The sequence below is a fragment of the Lacrimispora sp. genome (assembly GCF_047605665.1).
Classification (GTDB): domain Bacteria; phylum Bacillota; class Clostridia; order Lachnospirales; family Lachnospiraceae; genus Lacrimispora.
On record NZ_JASGFH010000003.1, the window covers coordinates 1 to 26,481 of the forward strand.

General features: G+C 36.4%; 23 protein-coding genes. 3 read left to right on the forward strand and 20 right to left on the reverse strand.

Features of this window, described 5'->3' with window-relative positions:
* The coding region (locus QM657_RS02640) for a hypothetical protein (protein WP_415064975.1) at positions 1-310 on the forward strand (310 nt) is incomplete at its 5' end.
* Positions 311-370: 60 nt separating this feature from the next.
* On the opposite strand, the gene QM657_RS02645 is transcribed toward QM657_RS02640, so the two are convergent.
* The 3 genes from QM657_RS02645 to QM657_RS02655 form a co-directional block, all read right to left on the reverse strand.
* The gene (locus QM657_RS02645) at positions 371-520 is read right to left on the reverse strand and encodes a hypothetical protein (RefSeq protein ID WP_415064976.1); all 150 of its coding nucleotides are present in this window, start codon (positions 518-520) and stop codon (positions 371-373) included.
* Positions 521-1,028: 508 nt separating this feature from the next.
* Positions 1,029-1,721 (reverse strand): hypothetical protein, encoded by a 693-nt coding sequence (locus QM657_RS02650; protein WP_415064977.1) that lies wholly within the window; start codon positions 1,719-1,721, stop codon positions 1,029-1,031.
* Entirely contained in the window at positions 1,711-3,114 is a 1,404-nt protein-coding gene (locus tag QM657_RS02655; protein WP_415064978.1) for an AAA family ATPase, read from the reverse strand. The genes QM657_RS02650 and QM657_RS02655 overlap by 11 nt, the downstream gene beginning before the upstream one ends.
* Before the next feature lie 222 nt (positions 3,115-3,336).
* Between QM657_RS02655 and QM657_RS02660 the strand changes: the two genes are divergently transcribed.
* The gene (locus tag QM657_RS02660) at positions 3,337-4,005 is read left to right on the forward strand and encodes a tyrosine-type recombinase/integrase (protein ID WP_415064979.1); all 669 of its coding nucleotides are present in this window, start codon (positions 3,337-3,339) and stop codon (positions 4,003-4,005) included.
* A gap of 87 nt (positions 4,006-4,092) precedes the next feature.
* On the forward strand, positions 4,093-4,956 hold the full coding sequence (locus tag QM657_RS02665) for a lysophospholipase (RefSeq protein WP_415064980.1): 864 nt from the start codon (positions 4,093-4,095) through the stop codon (positions 4,954-4,956).
* A 197-nt stretch (positions 4,957-5,153) separates the two neighbouring features.
* Here QM657_RS02665 and QM657_RS02670 read toward each other — a convergent pair whose 3' ends face one another.
* The 17 genes from QM657_RS02670 to QM657_RS02750 form a co-directional block, all read right to left on the reverse strand.
* Complete coding sequence (locus QM657_RS02670; protein ID WP_415064981.1) at positions 5,154-6,287, reverse strand: toxic anion resistance protein; 1,134 nt, start codon at positions 6,285-6,287, stop codon at positions 5,154-5,156.
* Between the two features lie 26 nt (positions 6,288-6,313).
* A complete protein-coding gene (locus QM657_RS02675) occupies positions 6,314-7,423 on the reverse strand; it encodes a hypothetical protein (RefSeq protein ID WP_415064982.1) in 1,110 nt (369 codons plus the stop codon).
* Positions 7,423-8,010: a hypothetical protein gene (locus QM657_RS02680; RefSeq protein ID WP_415064983.1), complete on the reverse strand. Its 588-nt coding sequence runs from the start codon at positions 8,008-8,010 to the stop codon at positions 7,423-7,425. Before QM657_RS02680 ends, QM657_RS02675 begins: the two co-directional genes overlap by 1 nt.
* Positions 8,010-9,485: a VWA domain-containing protein gene (locus QM657_RS02685; RefSeq protein WP_415064984.1), complete on the reverse strand. Its 1,476-nt coding sequence runs from the start codon at positions 9,483-9,485 to the stop codon at positions 8,010-8,012. Before QM657_RS02685 ends, QM657_RS02680 begins: the two co-directional genes overlap by 1 nt.
* Positions 9,486-10,169: 684 nt before the next feature.
* Positions 10,170-11,411 (reverse strand): IS256 family transposase, encoded by a 1,242-nt coding sequence (locus tag QM657_RS02690; RefSeq protein ID WP_415064985.1) that lies wholly within the window; start codon positions 11,409-11,411, stop codon positions 10,170-10,172.
* Between the two features lie 530 nt (positions 11,412-11,941).
* Entirely contained in the window at positions 11,942-13,348 is a 1,407-nt protein-coding gene (locus tag QM657_RS02695) for a hypothetical protein (RefSeq protein ID WP_415064986.1), read from the reverse strand.
* Between the two features lie 52 nt (positions 13,349-13,400).
* Positions 13,401-13,514, reverse strand: a complete 114-nt coding sequence (locus tag QM657_RS02700; protein ID WP_415064987.1) for a sugar transferase — start codon at positions 13,512-13,514, stop codon at positions 13,401-13,403.
* Positions 13,515-13,931: 417 nt separating this feature from the next.
* Positions 13,932-15,779 (reverse strand): polysaccharide biosynthesis protein, encoded by a 1,848-nt coding sequence (locus tag QM657_RS02705; protein WP_415064988.1) that lies wholly within the window; start codon positions 15,777-15,779, stop codon positions 13,932-13,934.
* Between the two features lie 344 nt (positions 15,780-16,123).
* On the reverse strand, positions 16,124-17,266 hold the full coding sequence (wecB, locus tag QM657_RS02710; protein WP_415064989.1) for a non-hydrolyzing UDP-N-acetylglucosamine 2-epimerase: 1,143 nt from the start codon (positions 17,264-17,266) through the stop codon (positions 16,124-16,126).
* 9 nt (positions 17,267-17,275) lie between these two features.
* Positions 17,276-18,433 carry a capsular polysaccharide biosynthesis protein CapF gene (locus tag QM657_RS02715; RefSeq protein WP_415064990.1) on the reverse strand — a complete coding sequence of 386 codons (1,158 nt, stop codon included), beginning with the start codon at positions 18,431-18,433 and terminating at the stop codon, positions 17,276-17,278.
* Position 18,434: 1 nt separating this feature from the next.
* Entirely contained in the window at positions 18,435-19,475 is a 1,041-nt protein-coding gene (locus QM657_RS02720) for a polysaccharide biosynthesis protein (RefSeq protein WP_415064991.1), read from the reverse strand.
* Between the two features lie 5 nt (positions 19,476-19,480).
* Positions 19,481-21,004: an oligosaccharide flippase family protein gene (locus QM657_RS02725; protein WP_415064992.1), complete on the reverse strand. Its 1,524-nt coding sequence runs from the start codon at positions 21,002-21,004 to the stop codon at positions 19,481-19,483.
* Entirely contained in the window at positions 20,997-21,560 is a 564-nt protein-coding gene (locus tag QM657_RS02730) for an acyltransferase (RefSeq protein ID WP_415064993.1), read from the reverse strand. The genes QM657_RS02725 and QM657_RS02730 overlap by 8 nt, the downstream gene beginning before the upstream one ends.
* Positions 21,554-22,597, reverse strand: coding sequence for a hypothetical protein (locus QM657_RS02735; protein WP_415064994.1), 1,044 nt, complete (start codon positions 22,595-22,597; stop codon positions 21,554-21,556). The genes QM657_RS02730 and QM657_RS02735 overlap by 7 nt, the downstream gene beginning before the upstream one ends.
* Before the next feature lie 206 nt (positions 22,598-22,803).
* Complete coding sequence (locus QM657_RS02740) at positions 22,804-23,937, reverse strand: hypothetical protein (protein WP_415064995.1); 1,134 nt, start codon at positions 23,935-23,937, stop codon at positions 22,804-22,806.
* Positions 23,938-25,017 carry a glycosyltransferase family 4 protein gene (locus QM657_RS02745; protein ID WP_415064996.1) on the reverse strand — a complete coding sequence of 360 codons (1,080 nt, stop codon included), beginning with the start codon at positions 25,015-25,017 and terminating at the stop codon, positions 23,938-23,940.
* A gap of 278 nt (positions 25,018-25,295) precedes the next feature.
* The gene (locus QM657_RS02750; RefSeq protein ID WP_415064997.1) at positions 25,296-26,480 is read right to left on the reverse strand and encodes a glycosyltransferase; all 1,185 of its coding nucleotides are present in this window, start codon (positions 26,478-26,480) and stop codon (positions 25,296-25,298) included.
* Position 26,481 lies beyond the last annotated feature (1 nt).

Consider the following 26,481-nt stretch of genomic DNA (forward strand, 5'->3'; position numbering starts at 1 on the left):
ATGCGGGTTAGAAATGACATGTCTGGATCTTAACTATCAGGACTTTATGGATCTGTCCTGCGAAGCGAGGGACGAGCTGCTTTCTACATATATAATTATGTCATCTTCTCCTTATGTAAAGCGCCTGCTGGAGCCCCATAAGACCAATAACAAAAGGGAAATCATAGCCCAGATGGGCGCCCGCATTACCGAACTGGAAATTGAAAATGAAAAATTAAATAAGACCATCGAATGGATGCACCAGACCATATGGGAAATGGTCCGCAAAAGCAAAGGGCTGGCTCATGATGACAAAGAGCCTTTTATATGAGGGACAACCTGGCAAGGATATAACCGGGAGTGACGGGCACTCCCGGTTATGTCTCCCGGTTCAGGCCATCCTATCAGAGCTTATGTAACGTCCGATTAATCTGTTGAGTGTCTGATTCAGCCTTTCAATCACCTTGTAGAGTTTCATATTCTCCTCCAGCAGTTTCTCATTCTCCATCTCTATAATCCGCAGCTTCTCAGCATCTGTCATATAGAAAACCCTCCTTTTTCTGCTATAATCTTTTAAAATTTCTAAATCCTATTACAAAGATTTAAAAATTTTAACGGATTACTGCTTTTCTTGTAATCACTATAAGCTGTTTTAAGCCATTTGAAAAGCAAAATCTATCGCATTATTCGACATTCTTTTATCGTTTTTTAATAAAAGGGCTCTCTTTCTTCCGATGAAAAAATCAAACATACTACATATATCGATGACAACACAAAACTATACTATATGTACCATAGGTGCGCTTATTATAGTGTCGACAAGATTTCATAAAAGATTATAAAAAAAATGAATTTTTATGAGAATCCGGGCTTTTTTCTTTGAGAATTTTGCCGGTCAGACCTCTTTTGGCTTGAAAAAAAGGAACCTGCGGACGGGAAATCGTGATTTTCCATCCGCAATAATTGATAATATTTATAAAAATTTTATATTTATACAGTTTAAAAAGTAGTATTCAGAATCTATATCCAGTATAGCAGGATTTTTCTACTTACCTGTCTTCCTGAAATATATAGTGCATATTGGTTGCCCGCCTCAATGAATTTAAGCCTTCTTCCATGTACTTCCACGTTTCCTGGTAGTCTCCCGGCGCAGCTACATCCGGTGAGGAAATGAATTTGATAAAATCATTGACACGTCCTTCGTATTGTTCTGCAAATCCGTCTGATAACTCTTCCTTTTCTTCATTGGTGAAATCCTTTTGCTTCCCGAACAGCACATGCTCCAAGTTACGGGAATTATAATAGATGCGGTAAGGAATGGTGCCTATCTTTCCGGTTTTGCGTAATTTAAACAGTATTTCTTTTTTTCGGTGGTTTCTGTCCAATGTGTTCTTTACAGAAGGAGTCTCCATACGGTCCTCATAATACTCAATGCCATCCACATGGGCCTGGTATACGCGTTCATCGGGGATAAAAACGCCATCAGAATCTGTTAAATGAATAATCCTCACAAAATCTGCATTTTTATAGCCGTACCTGCTTTTCACCTTATTGAGCAAATCATTGATCCTTGACAGTATCTTATCCGTACTCACATAATCCCTCACTGTGATGTCGCCGTGAACCACAAGAAACTGTACCTGCTCTGCCTTAAAATACTCTTTCATGATTGTGCCGATGGCAGCTTCATCGCTGGGGCCTTCCACCAGAAACAGAAGGACCCTTTTCTCGCTATTTTTCATCCCATATACTCCTGCCTGCTTTCCGGAAAGCACGGGAAATCTTTAAGCTGTCCGTTTCTGCATAAATTTCCTCCTTTTGACCTCCCAGGGTTATGCTTCGCAAATATACGTCACGCAAATTATTGGAGTTTTTTATATGCTTCATGTGGATATAGCGGTTTTCAGGATTGGAGGTGGAAAACATGATACTCTCTTTTTCCAGCATTTCCAGTGCTCTTAAGTTGTGGGAAGTGAAAATAAGCTGGCCCTTTGCGGTTTTGTCAAATATGGACAGCAGTTCGCCCAGCATGAATTCAAAAATACCGGCATCCAGTTCATCAATGACCAGACACACGGAATAGTCTCCAAAGGCGTGGATCAATGCATTTAGAATGGAAATTATTTTTATGATTCCTTCGGACTCCATGCGGATAGGAATTTCAATTCCTTCTCTCACTGATAAAAGCTCAATCTTGATTCCCTCTTTTCCGCTGTCCATAAGCTGCAATCCATAATCGCGAATCCCCATCTTCATTCCGGGAATAATGGTGTAGAGAACTGTGTTGATCTCCTCCACGATCTGATATAGGACCTCTTTTCTTTCTTTATCAATAACAGTCGGGTGGATAAGAGAAACGGCAAAATCGCCTTTCATGGCTTTTCCCGTCATTTCACCGGCTTCAATCCGAAATGCCATGGGGAGGATTAAATTGGCTGAGATGACACCGGAATGGGTGTTGCGGATCACAAATAAATCTGTCAGGGCAAAACGGAACAGGGATATGATAATAAAGGAATACTCCTGAAATGCCCCCTGAAAATTGCTCTGAAATACGTCTCTGCTGCCCTCACCGAATATATAGGAGCAGTTGCTTTTTTTTGCAATTCTTTTTGCCACCAGTAAGTCCATTTTGTAGGACTTATTTTCCTCTACCAATTCGTCCAGGCGTTTTTTAGGTGTGAAAATGGCTTCGTCATCACGGTTGTAATCCATGAATACGGTTTTATTGCTTCTTCCTTGGGAAGTGGTTTTTGCGCAGCTGAGGATTTCCCGGCAGATTTCTGCCCGGCCTCCAGAGGGGTTGTGGAGCATAAGCTTATAGGTGATTTCATAAATTTCATTTGCTGTGTAAAGGGCAAATTCTGCTGTTATTTCAGCGGTGGTTTCTTTGACATCGATGTAGTCCTCGATCTCAGGGTCAAGTACATTGCCCGTCATGATGCGCTGAAGAAAATACAGGGCATCCACAACCGCCGTCTTTCCCGAACCGTTTTGACCGTATAAGCCTAATATCTCCGGGTTTTTGTAGGATAGCTTTTTTCGGAAGTTGTTGGGCATTTCAATTTTTCCGTTATTTACATTTTTGATGTTTTTTAATTCTATAGACTGCAAACGTACTACAATATCTCGCATATATTTTCCCTCCATATTCATCTTTTATTTTATGCTCTTTTTTGAATTTTATCAATATTTTTTGGTAAATGTGCTTTTTTTATTTCGTTTTTATTATTTTATGGGCTGTTTATTGGGATTTTTGTGGTGAAATTTGGAAATATGAAGGGCAAAACAGCTTTGGACAAACGAATCATTATCCTTCATAATATCTCTATTACTTTACATCAGGAGGATAACTTCATGAATCACTTACAGCAATTAATCTCTGAATATCTGGAATACTGCCATTATCAGAAGAATCTCAATCAGAAAACAATAAAGGCGTATAAAATTGACTTGGGGCAGTATTATGAACATATTAAAGATGCTGATATGGCATTTAAACGGAATCATATTACGAATTACATAACGGATTTGCATAAAAAATATAAGCCTAAAAGTGTTAAGCGGAAAGTTGCAAGCTTAAAGGCATTTTTTTCTTATCTGGAATATGAGGAAGTGCTGCCGGAAAATCCATTTTCCAAAATTAAGGTAAAATTTCAGGAACCATTTCTGCTGCCTCGGACCATTTCTACAGGAAACCTGCAAAAGCTGTTTCAGGCTGCTTATCAAAACAGGGGGGTAAATGGGGTAAATGGGGTTACTGAGTATCAGGAAAGGGCAGCCGTGCGCGATATAGCGGTTTTAGAGCTGCTGTTTTCTACGGGGCTGAGGGTGTCGGAGCTGTGCTCTTTAAAATGCAGTGATCTGGATTTAGAACAGGGGAGTATCCGGATATATGGAAAGGGATCGAAGGAAAGAATTGTTTTGCTGACAAACTATAGCAACCGCTCATTAATAAACATTTTACAAAAAACTTACAATAGCTTAAAAACAAAAGATTGTCATGCCCTTCCATTTCATATATAATAACCGTAATATAATTGTGATTCATTAACCTTGAAATATATCAGATATCAGACAACACACAGATGATATTAAGATGGAGGTGCTACCATGTTACAAAAAAAATTAAACCCAGTAACAAAAGATGGGAAAACCATTAATGCAATCCTTTTTTATCCTGCCGATAAACCAAAAGGTATTCTGATTGTCTGTCACGGATTTGGAGAACACATCAAACGATATGAAGAATTTGCCCAATACCTGACAGACAGCAGATATGCATGCATTGTTTATGACCAGCGCGGTCATGGTGAAATGGGTGGCATAGCTCCTTCTAAAAGAAAAAAACAGTTTGGAATCATCCCGGATTATAAAAGCTTTTTAGATGATATAGATATTATTAAAAATAAAGCCCTTTCTTTATATCCCGATATTCCACTAATTTTATACGGGCACAGCATGGGCGGAAATATAGCTATCAACTACTTGCTCACAAGGAAACAAAACCGTTTTACATGTGCAGTATTGGAAACACCCTGGTTACGACTGTTTGATCCTGTCCCTGCACCTTTAGTGGCTTTGGCCAAGATATTGGGTAAATTAAACCATAAATGGGCTATCATTAAGAAGTTAAAATTGAATCATATATCCAGAGATAAGAAGAGAAATGGTGAGATAGGTTCTGATGAACTATATCATAACCGTATTTCATTTCGTATGTTCTCAGGTATAAATGATGCCGGGGAAAATGCCCTTAAAAAAGCTGCTGATATATCGATTCCGGTCCTGTTAATATGTGCAAAAGATGACAAAATTGTCAGCCCGAAAGCAATTGAGGAATTCAGTGAAAAGTCTAAGGACAACGTTAAACTAAAATCTTATAACAAGGCTTATCATTCAGTACATAATGATATTATAAAAGACGTATATTACAAAGACCTCATTGAATATCTTGATTCATTTATTCAGGCATAAGAAAGTAAAACTTCAGCACATCTATATGATGAGGCGGGGTTCTTTTTCAAACCATTGACAAACGTTCTATGAAAAACAGACATGTTTCCCATCCATTTGATTGATAAGGCCACCAAGCCAAATCCCGTAAATATGAATGTGAAACATGTCTGATATCTTTATACCCTCTAAACACAAACCCCTTATAACTCCAACACCTATTTCATCACCAGCACATTCTTTAATTCTGCCTCATAAGACAACAGACGCTTCTCTTTATCTGCTCTCTCCTCCTGTGCCCGTTTCGATATCTCATATACCCCGCTTATAGTATCCACAAGACTTCTATTGATGCTCTGAATCGTTGCTTCATCAATCACAGAGCGCTCTCCTGCTGCTGCCACCTTAAGTGAGGTATCTTTCAGCATCTCTGCCGTCTGAGTCATGGACCTATTGATGCTGTCTGCTATCTGCTCGGAAGACTTATTGGCTTCGGCTGCTTCGTTTACGGCAATGGCAACAACCATTTGTGTTTTCCATACCGGAATAGCCAGCATCAACTGATCATTGATGTTCTCCAATATCTGAGTATCAACTTTTTGAATCATCCGGATCTCCGCGGCCATCTGAAGAGAAAGCATCCGGGATACAAGCAGATTATGTATTTTCTTATCAAATTTATACAGCACTTCTCTGAAGTCACTGACCTGCTGAATCTGCTGGGGGTCTCCGCTTGCATTGGCGCGCTCCTCCATTTCAGGAAGTACCTTTGTCTGCAGCTCTTTTAACTTCTCTTTGCCTGCTATAATATAATGCTTAAGCTGGGTTATATACTTGTCATTGCTGCCAAATAATTTCTCCATAGTTGCCAGAGACTGCCTCAGTTCAATCATATGATCTTCCAAAACATTGACAACTCTGTCAATATTGGCTGCTACCGATGAATATTCCGTTTGAATCTTTAAGGCCCTGGATTTAAATCCACTCATCAGCTTTTCAAAAATATTATCTTTTTCCTGCTGAAATTCCCTTACCTTTGTATCATAATTATTTAAAAGCAGAATGAGTTCTGTGATATCTTTTCCGATAGGGCCGGTATCTCTTGTTCTGGTACTTTTTAAAATGGAGTCCGATATTACGGACAATTCTCTTTGAGTGTTGATGCCAAAGTTCTGAACATCCATGGGAGTCTTAATTTCCAGCTTTTCAATAAAATCCTGAAGCTGTTTCCTGTCAGCCTCCTGTAAAGCCTCCATAGACAGGTAATGATACTGCTCTTCATACTCCTTTTCATTAAGCACCTGAGAGTTTGCTACTGCTTCTGAGGGTAATTCCAATCCTAAATCTGACATAGCCATACCTCCAAATATTTTTTCTTTTATTCTTTTAATGTATCTATCATGATATCATATATTTCTTTCTTCAAGCCTGGCACTACGGAAGTCAATTCACTGGCTACCCCATCCACGGGAAGTTCTGCCAAGTTGTCGCCTCCCATGAGCCCGGTTCTGAACCCATACCGCTCCCAGGCAATTTTCTTGATATCCGGATCATTTAAAGCCTCAAGATAGCTGTTTCCTTTTTCCGTCAGGGTGAGAAGGCAATGGCTGTTCCAAATCGTAGGCTCCGGATAGAGAATCCTCACCCGGTTTCTTACCTGCTCATACCCTTCCGGATTATTTACGGCAAACTCCAGCATCGATTTCTCATAGTCAACAATCAACGGTTTCGCTCCCATTCCTGTTCTTAAGTACAAGTCAAATAAGTCAGCCGGAGTATTATTCATAAAACCGCTGAATTCATAAAACTGCTTAATATTCGGAAGAACGGATTCCACCGTATTTTCTGTAACAGTTCCTCCATTCATAATGGAGAGCAGAAGTCCGTAATAGGTGGCTCCTGGTGAGGAGGTAACAGGATCTGTGGAAGCAATATTGATTGTTCCAAATACATTGGTCAGTCCAATATCCGCCCATTTCTGGCCTTCCTGAATCCTGTTCAGCAGGCTGCCCATATCCTTGATAAAATAAGTTTCTCCCCGCACCTCCGCAACACCCTCATTTATCAATGCGTCTGCAATCTGATCCCATGAATAAATGACAACCGGCGTGTTCAGCGCAATGGAGCCATCCAGACTCTTTGCCAGATTATTTGCTTTGAAGTAATCATAAAATCTCTGATCGGAAAAAAACACCGCGTCATAAGGTGTGCCGTTCTCTCTTTCCAGCTTCACACCGTCAGCAATCAGCTTATTATTGCTCCAGGAATCAGAAATGACCTCTATACCATACTTCTGCGCCATAATTGCCTTCACTTCTTCATCTTTTACAAATCCCTCTTTACCGCCGCCCATGGCAACATATACTTTTTTCGTCTTTGCAGAAGGTTGAGCACCTCCTTTTTGCTTCCCGGCAGCAATGGCGCCGATTACAATTAAGGCAAGTACTACAATTCCAATTATCAGAAATGATTTGTATTTCCTGTTCATTATAAATTTCCCCCGTCGTCTTTACTTAAAAGTCCATGTGAGCGGTAAGTCTCATCAAGAGCCCGCATCAATGATTCCGCCTCTTTCATATCCTGTCCTCCGGATGCTGTCAGCAGCCTGGTAAATGCCTCCGATGTCCGTACCATAAATTCCTGTGACTCATTTTTAAATGCCATATCCGCACTCTTTAAAAGGTATGTATCCAATATTTTGTTGATCCTGGGGATATAAAGCCCTACCTGCTGGACAAACTTCAAGTCAATGCTGTTATCATGCAATATATGATTGGAAACATCATATATATTATCTACCGCACCGGACATGACCCCCTGGTGCTGGCGGTCAATCTGTTCTTTATAAGCTTTCAGTTTATTGAAATTCTCCAGTATCCTTTTCCTGTTTTTTATATCCGTATCATTTATCCTGTTATCTGCTTCAACCAGACGCCACTTTTTATCCAGATAAAGCGCAAGAGCCAAGCCAACTGCCAGCACCAGCAGCGATAGCAGGATACTGTCTGTAAAAAAGTATACAATCCCAACTGCTGCAACAGTACATAAAGAGAGTATTACTGCAAGACTTCCCATTAATTATACCCCCTCAATGTCTTAAATGCAGAAACCAGATCTGTTTTTCCGTTAAATATCTTTCCTCCTGATAATTCTGCCAATTTCTCCAATTGTTTCTCATCTGCATCTCCCATTGTAATGGAATAAATCGGGAACTGTTCTTCCAGATGATTGTATTTTTTAACAAATGTATTTTTATACTCTTCTTCACTCTGGCCATCGGTGAGCAGTACGACATAATTGCTATACCCTGAGGATGAGGGAACCACGTGTTTCACCGCTTCATCGAGTGCTTTATAAATATCGGTTCCGCCCTCCGGCCTTATGGATTTAAGTTCTCCAGGTATGGCGCCGAAGCCCTCATAGGAAATGCTCACGCCTTCATTAGCAGAGCCATTAAACAATATAAGAGTAACCCGATCCGTTTCTTTCATTTGGATAAAGTATTTTGAAGCAATTTCAGCATCAAAAAGCGTAGTCATTGCTTTTACCATATCATCATGGCCATCTCCCCGCATACTGCCTGAAAAATCAAGGCAGAAAATATAATTTGCAGGCTTGCTTATCCCAGCCGTATAGAAATTCAATAACTCTGTGGTTACTTCTTTAGATGGGTAGTTCATGGGGGCAAGATATTTCTGGGTATCAATTCCCCAGTCTGCATTAAAAACCTCCGGCCCTGCATATGGAACCTGGCCGCCGTAACCGGTTCGGATTCCCTCCTGGCACATTTCCTTTTGTGTGGAATTTTTCAACAAATAATTTTGTATGTCTAAAAAAATTTCCTTTTTATCGCTGTCTTTATTATCGACATAAGCAAATGGCTTATCTGCCAGAGGTACACCGTCTTCAAGGTACAGTAACTTTAAGGTGGTGCCATATTCCATATTTAGTCTGATAAATTCAGATTCATATCCATAATAATAGTCATTCTCTCCGGCCTGTACAAGCTGGGTCAAATCTTCGTATGTACTGTAAATCTGGCTGTTATCCTGCATATAAGAGTATATCTGATCCCTTATTTCCTGGTTTTTAGCCTGGTCCATTGTCAACATTCTGGGAGAACCGCTTAAGGAATAATAAATTCCCAGATAAGAGCTGGCACCGGCATCAGAACGGGTGATAGAAGGTATGCCAAACTTTCCTCCCAATTGGATTAAATCATTCATTGTTTTTATTGACTCACTGTAGAGCTCAGGTTTTATGCCTACTACGATTGGTACGATGCCGGTTGATTTTGAATCTGTTATGGATACCGACTGGTCCAGGCGGTACAGCCACATGGAATTGGAAAGCCATACGGCATCATAGGCAGCGCTGTTTGCACTCAATTCGTTAATTGCATCAATGTCGCCCATGTAGGTGACATTTAGATCAGCGTTTGTCTGGTTGCAGTAATCTTCTATGTATTTGATTAGTAGCTCATTTTCTGGTGTTGTGAGAAGACGGAATTCTTTATTGGTTTCGGCTGTGGCTGTGGTGGGAAATAGCATTATTATAGCTAATAATATTGTCAGCAGTTTTTTCACTCGGATTACCCCCATTTGTTTACTGTGTATAAAGTTAATATTATAATAAATGTGGGGGGAATACAATAGAATTTGGAGAAAATGTGTGATTTGGGGTGGGAGATTGATATGCGAATATTCTAAGAGTCTGCTTCGGAATATTCAGGAAGGAATTATCCTGATTCTGAGGAACAGCTCTTTCTGAATATCAATGATTGTGCGTTTACCATTTGACGACTCTTTGCAGAGTTAGTTATATTCACATTGATAAAGATATACAACTACTGCATAAGATGATACTTGCATAGGGACTAGAATTATAAAACTACAAGATTTTTTATTGGAGTGTACCAATTGTAAAATTAAAAATGACAAAATAAATCTGAATGTTTATTCAGCAAAGCAAAAGCTAATCTGCCCTTATTGTAATAATACGTCTTCAAAAATACATTCTGTTTATTAAAGGGATACCCAAGGCACCTCTTTATATGAGAAACAGAAATTTTGAGTGTGTGAAGAAATCTCTGTAAAAACAGATCTTCTATGATAAGTGGTAGGGCTGAAGGCGTCTTTATGAGCCTTCAGCCCTTGGTTTATATATACCCTACCTATCAGGGCATGTCAAGGGCAGGCGGGAATACCGCCTGTCTTGCAAACAACTATAATGACTTAACTGGACAGGCGGCCCTCGTACATGATACTCAATTCCCCATATACCTGACCCCAGTTACGGATTGGCATTGTCCACTTTTTTGTGGCTTCAAATGTAGATAAATACAGGGCCTTTAACAGCGCTCCATCGCTCGGAAACACACTCCTTTGACGGTTCAGCTTCCGATAGGTCGCCTTCAGGCTTTCTATTGCATTTGTGGTATAAATAACTTTACGGACATTCACCCCGAACTTAAAGATAGGTGAAATTGCATCCCAATTCTGACTCCAGCTTTTCATGGAATTAGGGTATTTTTCTGACCACTTTCCGGTGACCCGTTCCAAAGCTTCCAAGGCTTTTTCCTCCGTAGGAGCCTGGTAGATCGTTTTTAAGTCTGCAGCAAAAAGCTTACGGTCCTTATCAGATACATATTTCAATGTATTACGTACCTGATGAACAATACAACGCTGGTATTCTGTTTTAGGATAAGCAGCTGTGATTGCTTCTTTGATCCCGGTCAGCCCATCTGCACAAATGATAAGGATATCTTTTACCCCGCGATTCTTTAAGCCATTCAGGACAGAAAGCCAGTACTTGGAGCTTTCGTTTTCACCCACCTCAATAGTCAGGACTTCTTTTAATCCATCTGAATTAATGCCAAGAACAACATAAGCTGCCAGTTTTCGGATCACTCCATTATCGCGTACGGAATAGTGAATAGCGTCTATGTAGAGAACCGGATAAACGTCAGAAAGCGGGCGGTTCTGCCAGTCTTCAATCTGGGGCAGTATCTTATCGGTTACATCTGAGATAAAGCCTTCCGATGCCTCGAAGCCATAAATGTCTTCAAGAGTTTCTGAAATCTGCCTTGTGGTCATACCCTTGGCATACATAGCTATGATTTTCTGATCAATGTCGGAAATATCTTTCTGACGCTTTTTCACTACCTGAGGCTCAAACGTAGACTTACGATCCTGAGGAATATCAATGGCCATGCTCCCATAGCTGCTGTTTACCTGTTTTGCTTTATAGCCATTCCGATAGTCTTCGTTATCAGAACGTTCTGATTTGCGATATCCCAGGTGATCAGCCATTTCTACTTCCATCATTTCCTTGATGGTCCCGCCGAGAAGATCTTTCAGTGCATCTTGAATATCCTGAGCAGATTCGATATCATACTCCTCAAGAAGCTGCCGGATGATGTTGCGTTTTCCATCTGTCATTTGTACTTTGTGTACAGGTTTCTTTTCTCTTGCCATAATAAAGGCCTCCTATGATTGATATTTTATCATAGAAGACCTTTAAAAACCTTATTTACAGAAAAACTTTCACAAACCCCCTCCAACTATTAACAAAGAACCCGGAGAAAGTGCAGTCCATCCCATGTCCTGGAAATGCACGTTCTCCATATTTTTCATATTCACTTATACAGTGATACAAAGAGTAATAGTGGATGTATAGATAATAACTATAATACATTGGCCTCCGCAGTAAATGTGCTTCCGCTCACAAAAGATCACGAAACGCTTGTATTACGGCATTTGAAGATGGCCCAATTAGCAACTTTTTAATACTCCATTTTAATACATAATATCGAACTGCCTATTTTAAATATCCCTCTGTTCCCGATTACTCACTTTAAGAACAAGGTGTCGATGCATAAAAAAATGTTTCATATTGTAATTATCCTTCTCTTAAAAATCATCCATAAATCACTATGCACCCCATAGTGATAATTTATTATTTCTATCTGCCCTTAGCGGGCAGGCTACTCAACACCTTAGCCTTTCTAACGCCTTACACAACTTTCTTTAGAATCCAAAACAATATATCCCATAATATTCCTTTTTAGGTTTAAGATTATTTCGACTTCCTTGCCGATATCCTTGTATTTGGATTTACTCCTGACCTCAACTAAAATAATTTTATCGTATTCCGGAATCTTTTGCAAGGTTGATACATTTTTAGTTATATCAGAACCAATTTCCAAGATTAATTGAGGAAGCCTTTCCTTCAATTGTGTCTCCAATTCCTTTAAAACCACTTCTTTCACTGTACCCGTCAAGAATATGGCTCCACCCTTATCTTCAAAATTGCTGATGTTGGTAGCAATTATATCATAGACTAATTCGTCAGCTAGGTCTTCCCCTCCTTCCAACTGTTCTAACCATGTATCAATGCACGAGAATCTTCTTTTCCTTTTTATTTCTGCAAAGCTCCCTAAAAGTTTTATGCCAAACCGATCTTTTAAATCATTATCTATTTTTAACTTTCCATCCATCAGGAAAATTACACTGGACCCGAAAGCCACTAAAAATGCACCCGCAATACCACCCAAGAAGCCATACTTTATTCCTTCTTTTAATATTAAACCATTTGATAAAGCAGCTGGCCTCTCCGGTTCCTTTACCCCTCTTAAAGCCATTTCTATATCCATTAAAATCTTATTGGTCTCAGCCATATTTTTTACGTTCTGCTGCTGATAATCCGCCAAAAGCTGGTCTGTAACAGAACCTGTGCTCTGATTCATAATTGCAATGCTGTGCTGCCCAAGGTCCTCCTGTATTTGGATAGTTATGAATTCTATCTTCTCTAAGATTTTATTCAATATTTCTTCTGCTTCTGCTTCCTCTGTAGAAGTGACGCTTACGTTAATCATGTTACTATCATAATCTTCCGTAACAGTAATTAGCTCATTTAAATAAATCAAATCAATCCCCTTTTGTTTTGACACTTCCTCCAAAAATGTATCCTTCTGGATAGCAGAGGCATAGGCCTTTACCATGCTATCAGCATGGTCCACGCCTGCCACTGCCCCCCCATCTGCTTGAAGAGGTTCTGGTATCTTAACAAAAATATCAACAGTTGAGACCCCTTTACGATAAGGATTTATCCTTAAAAGCAGAGAATTCTTTTTATACATTTCTTGATGTTCTATACTTGCAGTGAGATTTTCAATATCAAGCTTATATCTCATCACTACCTGTTGATACTTTTCCAAATTATTTTCATACTCTTCTTTTAAGTCCAGCAAAAATTTTTCATCATTATGATTCATAAATTCTTTACCAGATTTATATCCCCCTAGTAAAACGGCAAACACAAATGCAACCAGTAAAATAGAACGCCATTTCCTAAAAGTAAAGAACACCAAGTCCTTTAAATTAATCTCCTGCTCATATATATTGTTATCCATATGAATTTCCCCTTTAAACTGTAATTAATTTTATCATGTGACAGACAATAAATCAAATATCACCTTGATCCATTTCCCGTAAACCGTTAGAGAACTGTGGAAGCTTGTCTATACTGGTACTACGCAGAAATCTTCCAACCTTTATAACCCTTGGATCATATCCCATCTTAAATATAATATCCTTTACTCAATTTTTCTACAAACTCCTTTTTATTTGTTCTGCATCCTGATACATGAAATGAAATTTATAAAAGATAGACAGCTTACCAGGTTTCCTGCAATGTCTAGCAATTCTTTTTCTACTATTTTTCTTGTAAAAAAAGTCAAGTCTGCAATTACTCCCATATTCACAAGCCCTGAAACTCATTTTTGCAGAACTAAGTCATATATAACTTTAGTCCGTTACTTTTTATTTTTGATACATATCTCCTGCTCTCTTGTCCAATAATCAGCATTAACCAATTGCACAAATGAATAGAGCAAAGTGTTTGTATAGTCGTAATGAAATATAAGCATCTTTTTACAAATTCTTAACATTGGCGCTTACCTTATATTTCACGGTTTAGATTAATGTTACTATCTATTATTCTTTAGGCTGATAGGTAGGTACCATTTCCTTGACAAACTTCCTCACATCCTCTTTCTCAGTAATTAAGGCCCCATACATCTCATCTAATCTATTCAGGAAAGTTTTCTCATCAAAATCAATAGGTTTTCCTATGTGTATCAATTTATTCTCTGTATCCTGCAGACCTTCTTCATCCATGAGAAGTTCTTCGTAAAGTTTTTCCCCAGGTCTTAGACCCGTATATTTAATCTCTATATCTCTGTCAGGGACATAGCCGGATAGTCGAATTAAATTCCTAGCTAAGTCATCAATTTTGACTGGTTCACCCATATCCAGTACAAATATTTCTCCTCCCTTAGCTAATGCTCCTGCCTGTAGTACTAATGAAACAGCTTCAGAGATTGTCATAAAATATCTGATGATATCTGGATGTGTCACGGTTATAGGTCCGCCTGCTTTAATCTGTTTCTTAAACAAAGGAATAACACTTCCATTGCTCCCCAATACATTGCCAAACCGCACTGCTACAAATTCCGTGTCAGACCGGTTATTATATGCCTGAATAATCATCTCACACATCCGCTTAGAGGCACCCATAACATTAGTGGGGTTTACTGCTTTATCAGTAGAAATCTGTACAAAACGTTTTACACCATATTTATCTGCCAACTTTACCAGTTTAAGAGTTCCGTATACGTTATTCTTAATAGCCTCATTAGGACTGACTTCCATGAGAGGTACATGTTTATGGGCCGCTGCATGATAGATGAGATCAGGTTTATATTGTTCAAAAATTTGTTCCATACGATTAGAATTACGCACTGATGCAATAAGGACTACTAGACTAATCTCTGGATAATTTCCTCGTAACTCCTGCTGAATCTCATAGGCATTATTTTCATAGATTTCTACAATAATCAACTGCCTTGGCTTGTGCTTCACTATCTGCCTACATAGTTCACTTCCAATAGAACCACCTCCGCCGGTTACAAGAACTACCTTATCACTGACGTAGTCTATAATTTCTTCTGTATTTAACTCTATGGAATCACGCCCCAGTAAATCTTCAATTTCTACATTTCTAATGTGGCTTACCTTCACATCTTCATTAATTAACTGATAGATGCCAGGAAGTGTCTTGATAATGCAATTTGTTTCTTTGCAAATTACTGCAAGCTTCTTTAACTCTTTTCTTGAAATGGAAGGAATAGCAATAATGATATCTGTTACATTATATTTTTTTGCTGCCCAGACAATATCTTGGCGGTCTCCCACTACTTTAACACCCTGGATATAACTTCTAAGTTTTGCCCTATCATCATCAATGGCACACACCACTTTACCATCCAAGTATTGACTATCGTTAATTTCTTTTATAATGGTACTGGCTGCAGAACCAGCACCAATAATCATAATATGCTTCTTGGAATCTGTACGGTACTGATTATTAATCATACGCAATACACGATAGAAAAATCTGGAGCCGCCTACAAAGGCAGTCAAATACATAAGACTTAGAGGCCAAAAGCTCCTTGGCATGCGATGCCCCAGTAGTTTCATGCCGATATATTCTACACCAATTGCAGTACAACAAGCGTAAACGATATTGGTCATCTCTTCTATACTGGCATAACGCCACATACTATGATACAAGCGAAAAAGCATAAAGATAATTAGCGTAAGAACAGTGTGCATGAGAGCATAATCCAAAAATATTTCACTGTACTTTAAATCCACTTGACCAATACTAAAATCAAACCTTGTTACAATAGCACACAGGGATGCAAAATTAATGAATATGATATCTAATATAAATAAAAAAGCCCTCCGTATTGCTAATTGTCTATCCTTTATTATATTCATAGGTTACCCTCCATATAGGAATAAGGATGTTGACAAAATCGTCAGCATCCTTGATTATTGTAGCATATTCTACACCGTAAGACAACTATTCACATAGAGGAACAGCTTTGAGTGATTATTTTATAAGAATAATTCAATATGTTTATCTCTTCTTCTGCCATATTTCAATGTCCTTGTTTATGAAATAAATTAATATTCAATATTCTTTTCAAATAATTAGATTACTAATCTTATTCCTAACTATCAGATAAAATAATCTTATTTATAAATCTTTACTAGTTCTCTGTCATCAAACTACTACTATTTTATGGCCACTACTCCGTAATCCTAGTTATAAATATTCTCTAACATTTTCTCCATACTAGTTTATTCACTATTCCCGTGTAACTCTGAATAATTTTCACTACTTTTACACTTACATTTTCATCCACATAATTAAAAACATCAGAACCGCAATCCATGTTATTACCCATTTCAACCGCCATATTCACTGCCTGCAATACCTGCTCTTTAGTAATTCCGGCTAGAATAAAGTTCCCTTTATCTAAAGCTTCTGGACGTTCCGTACTAGTACGAATACATATTGCAGGAAATGGATAGCCCACAGACTGGAAGAAACTTACTTCCTCTGGTAACGTGCCACTATCACTTACCACTGCAAAGGCATTTATCTGCAATTTATTATAATCATAAAATCCCATCGGCTCATGAATTCTTACTCTAGTATCCAGCACAAAATTTCTACTTTCTAAATACTTCTTACTTCTTGGATGACAAGAATATAAAATTGGCATATCATAATTCACTGCCATACTATTTACCGCAGTGAATAAGCTATTAAAGTTTTCCTCCGTATCTATATTCTCCTCTCTGTGTGCCGACAGGAGAATATATTTGCCTTTTTCTAATCCCAATTTCTCTAAAATATTACTCAATTCAATACCTTTTATATTATCATGCAATACCTCTGCCATTGGTGAACCAGTCACATAAGTTCTCTCCTTCGCTACACCCTCAAAGTTTAGATATCTTCTGGCATGTTCACTATAACACAAATTTACATCTGCTATATGATCGACTATCCGGCGATTGGTTTCTTCTGGCAGGCATTCGTCAAAGCATCGATTACCCGCTTCCATATGAAAAATCGGAATATGCAAACGTTTTGCACTTATTGCGCTCAGACAGCTATTAGTATCTCCTAAAATAAGCAGTGCATCAGGTTTAACCTCTAACATTAGCTTATAACTTTTTGCAATAATATTTCCAATTGTTTCGCCCAAGTCACCCCCCACTGAATTCAAATAATAATCCGGCGCACGCAACCTTAATTCATCAAAAAACACCTGATTTAAATTGTAATCATAATTTTGTCCAGTATGCACCAGAGTATGTTCAAAATAAACATCACATTTTTTTATAACAGCAGATAAGCGAATAATCTCAGGCCTGGTGCCAACAATAGTCATTAATTTCAATTTACTCATTATATGTCCTTATCTTTCTTCTACTGGTAAAAAATAGGTATCTGGCTTTTCTGGATTGAAACACTCATTACACCACATGAAGGTTACTAAATCTGTATCGCCTTCATTAATAATGTTATGTGTATACCCTGTTGGAATATCGACCACTTCTATTTTATCTCCGCTCACATGATAATTAATTACTTCATTATTATCTATCTTTCGAAACTGTATTAATCCCTTTCCGCTAACGACAACAAACTTCTCATTCTTAGTATGATGCCAATGATTCCCTTTTACAATACCAGGTTTAGAAATATTAACAGAAAATTGCCCACAGTCACTAGTGCGAAGAATTTCAGTAAAACTCCCCCGTTCATCAATATTCATTTTCAAAGGATAACTAAATTGATCAGTCGGAAGATAGCTAAGATAAGTTGAATAAAGCTTTTTTATCAACCCACCTTCTGTCATATCCGGCACATTTAGCTCTTGACGGCTTAATTTAAAGGAATACAGTAAATTTATAATTTCACCTAATGTTACCGTATAAGCCATTGGCACATAGCAATATCCTTCTTCATTCATATGTGGCTGTCTATTTAATACCTCAATTAGTTCTGACACTAAATCATCAATGTACACCAGAGTCATAATAACACTGGGGTCATTCACCTTTATAGGTAAATCATGTGCAATATTATTACAAAATGTAGCTATTACAGAATTGTAATTAGGTCTGCACCATTTTCCAAACACATTAGGAAAACGGTACACATATACATCTACACCAGTTTCTTTCTGATAGGAAAACAACAGGTTTTCACCTGCTTTTTTACTTTGTCCATAAGGATTATCTAGCTCTGCTTGAATGGAAGAGGATATCATAATAGGGCAAAGATTATTATGTTTTTTCAAAGTATTAAGTAGTACAGTGGTAAAATCAAAATTTCCTTCCATAAATTCACTTTGCTCTTTAGGGCGATTCACACCTGCTAAATGAAACACAAAATCACAATCAGAAGAATACAGGTCCAATAACGCCGGATTTGAATCAATATCATACTCATAAATAGTAATATTATTAGATACTGTAAAGGACTTGTCTTCCCCTCTTCTAATATTATTTAAAGTTGCAATTAAATTCTTTCCAATAAATCCTTTTGCACCCGTAACCAATATCTTCATCTTATCTATTCTCCCACGCTGCCAGCTCTGTGCGAACATAAGGTAGCTCTAGCAACTTTTTCTTTACCTGATTTACATTCAAAAGTTCTGTGTTATTAGAATTAAATTCAGATAATTTAATCCTTTCTTTATCGCCATTTTTAAAATAATTATCATAATTTAAGTCCCGTTTATCACATGGAACCTGATAAAAATCACCCAAATCTATAGCATTTGCACATTCCTCATTTGTAAGAAGGGTTTCATACATCTTCTCTCCATGACGAATTCCAATTACCTTAATCCCATGTTCAGGAGTGAACAATTCTGCGACTGCCTGGGCCAATACTTCAATTGTACAAGCCGGAGCCTTTTGTACCATAATATCTCCAGAAACCGCATTTTGAAAAGCAAAAATCACCAATTCTACGGCTTCCTCTAAACTCATAATAAAGCGTGTCATAGATGGTTCTGTTATAGTCATAGGATAGCCTGCTTTTATTTGCTCAATAAAAAGCGGTATTACAGACCCTCTAGAGCACATCACATTTCCGTATCTTGTACAACAAATACTTATCTTATCCGGAGACACTGTTCTCGATTTTGCCACTATTACTTTTTCCATCATAGCCTTAGAAGTACCCATAGCATTTACAGGATAAGCGGCTTTGTCAGTTGATAAGCAAATAACCTTTTTTACATTTGCTTCAATGGCAGCCGTTAACACATTATCAGTTCCAATAACATTAGTTTTCACTGCTTCTAAAGGGAAAAACTCACAGGAAGGAACCTGTTTTAAAGCCGCTGCATGGAATATATAATCTACTCCGTGCATAGCATTTTTTACACTTTGCAAATCTCTAACATCACCAATATAGAATCTGATTTTCTCAAATTGCTGAGGATACCTTAATTGATATTCATGACGCATATCATCCTGTTTCTTTTCGTCTCTGGAAAAAATACGGATCTCTTTAATATCGGTATTTAAAAATCGGTTTAAAACCGCATTTCCAAAAGAACCGGTTCCTCCGGTAATTAATAACGTTTTTTCTTTAAACATTAATTTTATCTCCATCTGATTTTTCTATATATTATTTTCAACATATTATAAAATAATAGCCTCTCATATTCACTCATTCCCACTTTTAACATTGTGGCCATATAAATACACGTTATTATTCCATTTCCAGCTACAAATCCCAACCAATTTTCCGGCAGTATATATTGAATCATCCAACCAACTATACCCGTTGTGAGCAAGCATATCCCTGTTCCTTTTAATATCCCGGCAAAATACCTTTTAATACTTATCTTAATAAACTTTCTATAAACATAGTTCATGACCAGAACATCGCCTATAATCAGCGTAATTGCTGTAGCAATTACAGCTCCAAACAACGGATTCCATTTAATTAATATAATGGAAACTCCAATATTTGCAATTGCAACTGATAATTTCAGATAGGCCTGTTGTTTATGCTGATTCATAGCCCATAATATCTGCGATCCTATTGACTGAGATAATATTATTATCTGAGGAAATAGCAAAATTATTGCTATCCAATAGGACTGTTCATATTCATTTCCCACCCATAAACGAATAAATAGTTTACCAAATATGCCGAAAGCTATGCCTATAAAAGCCAGTATAATAAATATAATTCTACTAATACGTATCATTTCACTCTCAATAAACTGTACACCCTTCTTTTCCTCTACCATTCGTACAACACCAGGCATGAGAACACTATTTACATTTGCTGCAATATTTTGTACATATTGTGGAATCAAAATTCCCGTTCCATACACTGCTAAAATCACGGTTGCAGAGGGCGCAAGAATCCCCAGTAACACCTGGCCTATCATTGAGTTTAATTGTGTCGCTAATACTTGTAAAAACACAATACTCGAAAAAATGATAACCTCCTTGGTAAAATGTCTATCCAAGCTTTTAATAGAGGGAACTATTTTCAACTTACTAAATACAAATAATACTGAAATTACCCCTACACCAATTGTTACTCCTAAATTAATTACTACAACATTATAAGAATTTCCACCATATTCTAATGCGATTACGCCTAATGTCATCATAGATACAACCTTCAGAATGTCTACACTTTTACTTAAAGAAAAATATTCATATGCTAGTAAAATCTTTTGATATGCCCCAAAGAACAACGTTGCTGCAGCATTTAAAACAGTAATCCAAAATAATTTTTTAGCCATCTGAATTTCCTTGTCTTCAAATCCCCTGCCTAAAATAAACGTAAAATTACTTTCTAATATGATACCTATAACAACTAATACAATCCCAATAAACAAGTAATAAAGAGTAATAAAACCCAAAAAATTCTTCTGTCTCTTTTCATCTTTCTGTATCCTATATTGTGCTGCATACTTTACAATCGAATTTCCAATCCCCATATCCAGCAGATATAAATATGCTGTAATCGAATTTACCCAACTATATATACCATATTCTGATTTTCCCAAAGAATTTATTAGTAATGGAGTAAATAATAAACTGGATAACATCTGTATCAACATCAATAGATAAGAAAATAGAACACCTACTTTTCTATTCATTTCTTTTCCTTTGCTTGATTTCTTTTGCTGGAATTCCAACTACAATCGTGTCTTGTGCGACTTTTCCCTTTACCAATGACTTTGCACCCACTATAGCTCCATCCTCTATTACAGAATGCTTGAGAATTGTACAATTATCCCCTATCCATACATCATTTCCAATTTTCACAGTACCAACTGTATTCTTCTGCTTATATATAGGAATTCCTTTCTCTAAGCCATGATCGCAATCAATGATATAGCTATGAGCTGCAATCATAGTATTATTACCAATGGAGACCCCACCTTTATCTGCCGATGCATATATTATAACGTCCTGCCCTATTGCTACATTATCGCCTATCATAATTTTTCCATCACCAAAAAAAGTAACATTATGAAAAAAGGTAACATTATCTCCAATAGTTATATTATTATTTAATATATTTACTCTACTATAAACATTGCAATTTTTGACATTCTCATTTCCTGTTTTCACCAAAAATACCTTTCTATAATAGGCTCTCTTGAACTTATATAATACTCGATCAAACAGTACCAATCCTCTACTCAGCATAGTTGCGCCTCCTTTACCACTTTATCACATATGTATGGATAAATAACATATAACACAATTGCTAACGAATATGTAGCATTATTAAATCCCAAAATGAATATCATAGCTGCAAAAAAAACAATTGAGATTTCCCTCTTTTTCCCTTTCATTCTTCCTTCTATAAAGAACGGATAGCTGAGCAGAAATACTAACATTATACCGATGCCCACGCCATATAACGCCATCGTATCAAGAATAAACGAATGTTGCCCAAATTCAACATAATAGCCAAGAGACTTCGATAGACGTCCATATATCAGGCCAAAAAACGGGTATTTTATTATCGAATTTGTGCTGATTGATAATACCGGAATTCTGCCCAAAACAAATTCATCAAAAATACTAATTCCTTTTCCATATAAAGATAGATGCATTTGCTGCAATCGGTCAAAAGTTTTACCATCTGGGATAAATATTAAAACCTTTTCTAATATTAGGCTAAACAACGGCCTCCAAAATAGTAAAAGAACCATAAACAATAATATCACAAGTAAAAGCATCAGAGTATTATTTCTTATAATTTTAAAACATAATAAAACACCAATTCCTAAAACACTTAATATAAGTGCCATCATATAATTAGATAATACAATTGTCGCCTCTCCCAAAACAGCTAATGACAAGTAACAAATTCTCCATTTTCCTGAAGATTCCATGCCCTCCCAAAAAAAAATTATAGTCATCAAGACTAACATATATATAAAAGAATAATCTCCTATGCCCTGCTTTAATATACTATCTGAAAACTCTCCTCCACTCTTTATCATACGGGATATATATGGCGAAGCAATTAATGCTTGACAAGTATTAATCATTGTAATGACAGAAAAGAAAATCATAAGAAGCCAAGGGCCTCTTATAGCCTTATGTTTCTTCAAATAATCATATAATATGTGCATCCAAACCATGGGAATTAGCGATATATACCGGTTTCTTAAATCACTATATCCAAAAAACATCGGTACAATCACCGTATATAAAGAAAATACTGCAGCCATAATAAAATACATCCATTCCATGACTTTTTTTCTTCTTCTTAGCATCAACACTGTCAATACGCAAATTATTCCCATGTAAATCAGAACTATCGGAACGTATACTCTAAGTTGAGGAAGGGAGGTTAGTACACACAATATCGCAAAACATAATGTAACAAAATTATCTTCTGAATTTTTTATGAAATATCGAAACATACTCTATCAGCTCACCTCAACTTTTCAAACATTTTTCCTAATTCAGTTACAAAGCTCCTATCCAACTCATAAATTCTCTTTTTTCCAGATCGCTCTACTCTCTGTGCTGCTATTTCAATTGCTCCTGCAATTTCATTTGGCTCGTCTGTTGTATAATAAAATATAATGTCACCTATCGCTGATTCTTGTACAACTTTTATTGTCCCAGTTACAACATTAAGATCATTAGACAAATACGATAATATTTTAGACGGAAAAGAGGTATCATTTAATTCATTATCACTTTTTTGTGTACTTAAACCAACATGACATGATTGGATAAACTGGATATATTCCTCTCCCATTTTACATCCATCATATGTTATCTTACACTGAGCTGTTCTGCTATTCTCATGAACTTTTTGTATTAAATCGTCAATTTCCTTTTTCGTACCAAAACCAATTATATGCAAATGATAATTTCTTCCTAAATACTTCCCTGCCTCCAAAGCCATGATTGCTCCGCCCTTTTTTTGATTAAAGGTTCCCGCATAAACCACATGTATATAATCATCTACAAAAATATTCGCTTTTTCCTCTTGCACTTTATAATTACCATGCACAATTATATATTGCTTTTTATGATGTGCGTTTAATTTCTCTTCTAACAAGTTTGTTGAAAAAATATAGGAATCCGCCCATTCAAATGCCTGATATTCCCTCTTTTTATGTCTATTTCCCAGCTCCTGTGCATCTTGATATATCTCTTCTACCTCTAAACATATTATGCATTTTTTTAATTTCTGTATTATTCTCCATATATGGGCATAAGCTACTGAGTGATAAATTAATAATATATCATTCTTTTTAGCATACCTCATCAAATAACAGAATAATCCAAACTGCAGCCACCAATTATTTATAAATCTAAAGAGACCATTTGTACGTGGTAATGATGATAGGTAAATAATCTTCCTTTTATTTTCTTCGCTTATTCTAAAATTAAAAGCTTTTTTCCCAATTCCAGATAAGGATATTATTTCAACTTCATATCCATTTTTTTCAAGACTATCTGCAATATATGTCATCTTTTCCACTGCTGCTGGACTAATATATGCATCCGTAGTTTGATTCGTATGATAATATCCAATATACTTTATTTTCATCTAGCACCTCAATAATTCTTGATACATATTATCAATTTGCTTTACAATCTTATTTCTATCAAATGTCTCTATCGCCCATTCATAGGCATATTCTCCCATTTTTTTTGCTTTTTGGGGGTTCTGTACAAAATATTGAATTGCTTCTTTTAATTGCCTTTCATTTTTAGATTCAATTAAAATTCCCGTTTCCCCATTTTTAACCACTTCAGGTATAGCGCATATATTAGTTCCAATAGAGGGAAGTTTCGCGAATGCAGCTTCTATATATACCAATCCATAAGTTTCAAAGTGTGTTGGCAATACAAATACATTACTTTCTTTTAAAATATGGTACACTCCCTCGTTAGAAATCCTGCCAAGAAAAATCACCTTTTTTCTTTCAATTTGGTTCTTTAGCTTCTGTTTCATTTCCTCCAGATATGCTCCATCACCAACAATTACAAAGCAACTTTTATTATTAGTATCATCAAAAATTATATTTGATAATTCTTTAAAGCCTTTTCGTATCTCAACATTTCCAACACTAACAAATATAATCATATCACTATCTATATTATATTCATCACGAAATCCTTTTTTATTCAAATTACTTTCCCGCTCTAATGGTATATTATATATCACTCTCCGTCGTTTACGGGCAAATGTTCTAACTAATTTATGATTATATGAAAACCAACTATTGCATTGAACTTCTCTAGCTAACAGTAATGTAATAGGTTCTGTAAAATATTTAAACAATGCTCTTTTATACCAACTTTGAGTCGGTACTTCGCTTGCAAACCCATGTGTAATCAGGATTCGTCTTGAACATCCCGCAAGAAAAGCAGCAATCATACAAGCAAAACCTTCTTGTATTCCTGATATATGTATAATTGATGGTTTATTTGCCCTTATTTCTAAATAAAGTTCTTTTATAACCTGAAATATCCCTATTTCACTGGGTAAATGCCTTTGATTTAAATGAATAAAATGATAATCCTCTATATTCAAACAACTTTCGATCCTATCAAATATAATATTGGGACTTCTTACCAGACCTTCTTTTACATAATGTAACATAATAATGGGTTTGTGATTCATTTTATGCTTCAGCTCCTTTTATCTTCCTCAGGTTCCTCAGGTTGCTGCTTACCAGGTATTTCTTTAAGGTTCTTGCGGGGGTTACCGATATACCCTGGCAGAATATATTTTGTTACAATCGAATTCATACCAATAATACTTCCAAGTTCAAGGTTGTACTACCTCAAATAATAGTATTAACCCTAATTCAGATATCATTTTCAAACATAAGTGTCTCACCCCGTCTATCTTCTTTCTAAAATCAGATTCCCATATTCCCCCTTGTCATTTGATTAACATTAACTGCAATGGTTCTTTAATTCGACAACATCTTTCATGAAGTGAATAACTCTTTTTCCTTGTATCACTGAACTTTTATTTCTTAAAACAAACTCCCTTGCCTTCGCACCCATTCCCTCTCTTTTATTTATATCTTCTTCAAATATCTTTTCAAGTAAACATTTTATACCTGCAGAAGTCTCATCTTCTAATAAATACGTATATTTAAAATATTCATCGGGGATTCCCTGCAGACATGTAAGAACTGTTGGCGTCCCTGATGACATATACTCTATTGTCTTAGATGGAAAAGAATACTTTGTAAATTCATTTTTAGAAAATCTTGGCGATATAAGTAAAACAACCTCTTTCTCCATCTCTTGAACAACATCATTAGGAATAATTCCATAAAAGATTATATTTTTATACATTTTTGAATAATCTTTCACCATATTTTCTAAAGGGCCATCACCGCATATCCACAGCTCAATATCTTTGCGATCTAGTTGCAAAAAACCCTCTAATAATATTTCAATCCCATTATCTGGTGTTAAACCTCCTGCGTAAAGTATTGCCATTTTTTTAATAACTCTATCAAAAACTTTCTGCTCTTCTGCTATCCCTTCCATAATCAGATAAGGTTTGGCTTTTTTGTTTATAATTTCATTCATGCCTTCTGTTAGTAAAATATATCCGTCAAAACTATTATCCAAAAAAGATGAAATTTTCCTGCTCATTTTCCCTATAAAATTAATATTATCTTTTCTACGATATATACTTACTTCCGAGCATAATGTAACTACTTTTATATTACATATTCTCCTCAGCAAAAATGCAGGGATAATGTGCACAGGGTTTGCAGAATAAGTTAAAATCACTTTCTCCTTTTTTCCTTTTGACCACTTTGCAATAAAATATATATTTTTTAGCAATGCTTTCAAAATAGAATTGATTTTTTTCTTATTACACCATAAATATTTTATATTTATGTCATAATACGCGTCTTCACCTACATCGCAATGCATACTCTTTACTTCTGGTAGGTAAGAAATAATATCCATCTTATCACCATTTAATACTTTTATCATCCCATTCAAAAGCTTTGCTTCCAACTGCTGTCTTGCATGAGAGCCCTTGCTTCCGTTATTTACCAATTGATTAAAAAACAATTCATTACAGAAATATCCTAAATATAATATATTCACT

What these genes read in the sequence shown, in the direction of transcription:
- QM657_RS02660 (WP_415064979.1), top strand. Translation starts at nt 3,337, where the DNA reads ATGAATCACTTACAGCAATTAATCTCTGAATATCTGGAATACTGCCAT.
- QM657_RS02745 (WP_415064996.1), bottom strand. Translation starts at nt 25,017, where the DNA reads ATGAATCACAAACCCATTATTATGTTACATTATGTAAAAGAAGGTCTG.
- QM657_RS02740 (WP_415064995.1), bottom strand. Translation starts at nt 23,937, where the DNA reads ATGAAAATAAAGTATATTGGATATTATCATACGAATCAAACTACGGAT.
- QM657_RS02665 (WP_415064980.1), top strand. Translation starts at nt 4,093, where the DNA reads ATGTTACAAAAAAAATTAAACCCAGTAACAAAAGATGGGAAAACCATT.
- QM657_RS02670 (WP_415064981.1), bottom strand. Translation starts at nt 6,287, where the DNA reads ATGTCAGATTTAGGATTGGAATTACCCTCAGAAGCAGTAGCAAACTCT.
- QM657_RS02690 (WP_415064985.1), bottom strand. Translation starts at nt 11,411, where the DNA reads ATGGCAAGAGAAAAGAAACCTGTACACAAAGTACAAATGACAGATGGA.
- QM657_RS02705 (WP_415064988.1), bottom strand. Translation starts at nt 15,779, where the DNA reads ATGAATATAATAAAGGATAGACAATTAGCAATACGGAGGGCTTTTTTA.
- QM657_RS02655 (WP_415064978.1), bottom strand. Translation starts at nt 3,114, where the DNA reads ATGCGAGATATTGTAGTACGTTTGCAGTCTATAGAATTAAAAAACATC.
- QM657_RS02720 (WP_415064991.1), bottom strand. Translation starts at nt 19,475, where the DNA reads ATGTTTAAAGAAAAAACGTTATTAATTACCGGAGGAACCGGTTCTTTT.
- QM657_RS02715 (WP_415064990.1), bottom strand. Translation starts at nt 18,433, where the DNA reads ATGAAGATATTGGTTACGGGTGCAAAAGGATTTATTGGAAAGAATTTA.
- QM657_RS02650 (WP_415064977.1), bottom strand. Translation starts at nt 1,721, where the DNA reads ATGAAAAATAGCGAGAAAAGGGTCCTTCTGTTTCTGGTGGAAGGCCCC.
- QM657_RS02730 (WP_415064993.1), bottom strand. Translation starts at nt 21,560, where the DNA reads ATGCTGAGTAGAGGATTGGTACTGTTTGATCGAGTATTATATAAGTTC.
- QM657_RS02695 (WP_415064986.1), bottom strand. Translation starts at nt 13,348, where the DNA reads ATGGATAACAATATATATGAGCAGGAGATTAATTTAAAGGACTTGGTG.
- QM657_RS02675 (WP_415064982.1), bottom strand. Translation starts at nt 7,423, where the DNA reads ATGAACAGGAAATACAAATCATTTCTGATAATTGGAATTGTAGTACTT.
- QM657_RS02680 (WP_415064983.1), bottom strand. Translation starts at nt 8,010, where the DNA reads ATGGGAAGTCTTGCAGTAATACTCTCTTTATGTACTGTTGCAGCAGTT.
- QM657_RS02685 (WP_415064984.1), bottom strand. Translation starts at nt 9,485, where the DNA reads ATGCTATTTCCCACCACAGCCACAGCCGAAACCAATAAAGAATTCCGT.
- QM657_RS02645 (WP_415064976.1), bottom strand. Translation starts at nt 520, where the DNA reads ATGACAGATGCTGAGAAGCTGCGGATTATAGAGATGGAGAATGAGAAA.
- QM657_RS02725 (WP_415064992.1), bottom strand. Translation starts at nt 21,004, where the DNA reads ATGAATAGAAAAGTAGGTGTTCTATTTTCTTATCTATTGATGTTGATA.
- wecB (WP_415064989.1), bottom strand. Translation starts at nt 17,266, where the DNA reads ATGAGTAAATTGAAATTAATGACTATTGTTGGCACCAGGCCTGAGATT.
- QM657_RS02700 (WP_415064987.1), bottom strand. Translation starts at nt 13,514, where the DNA reads ATGGGATATGATCCAAGGGTTATAAAGGTTGGAAGATTTCTGCGTAGT.
- QM657_RS02735 (WP_415064994.1), bottom strand. Translation starts at nt 22,597, where the DNA reads ATGGCTGCAGTATTTTCTTTATATACGGTGATTGTACCGATGTTTTTT.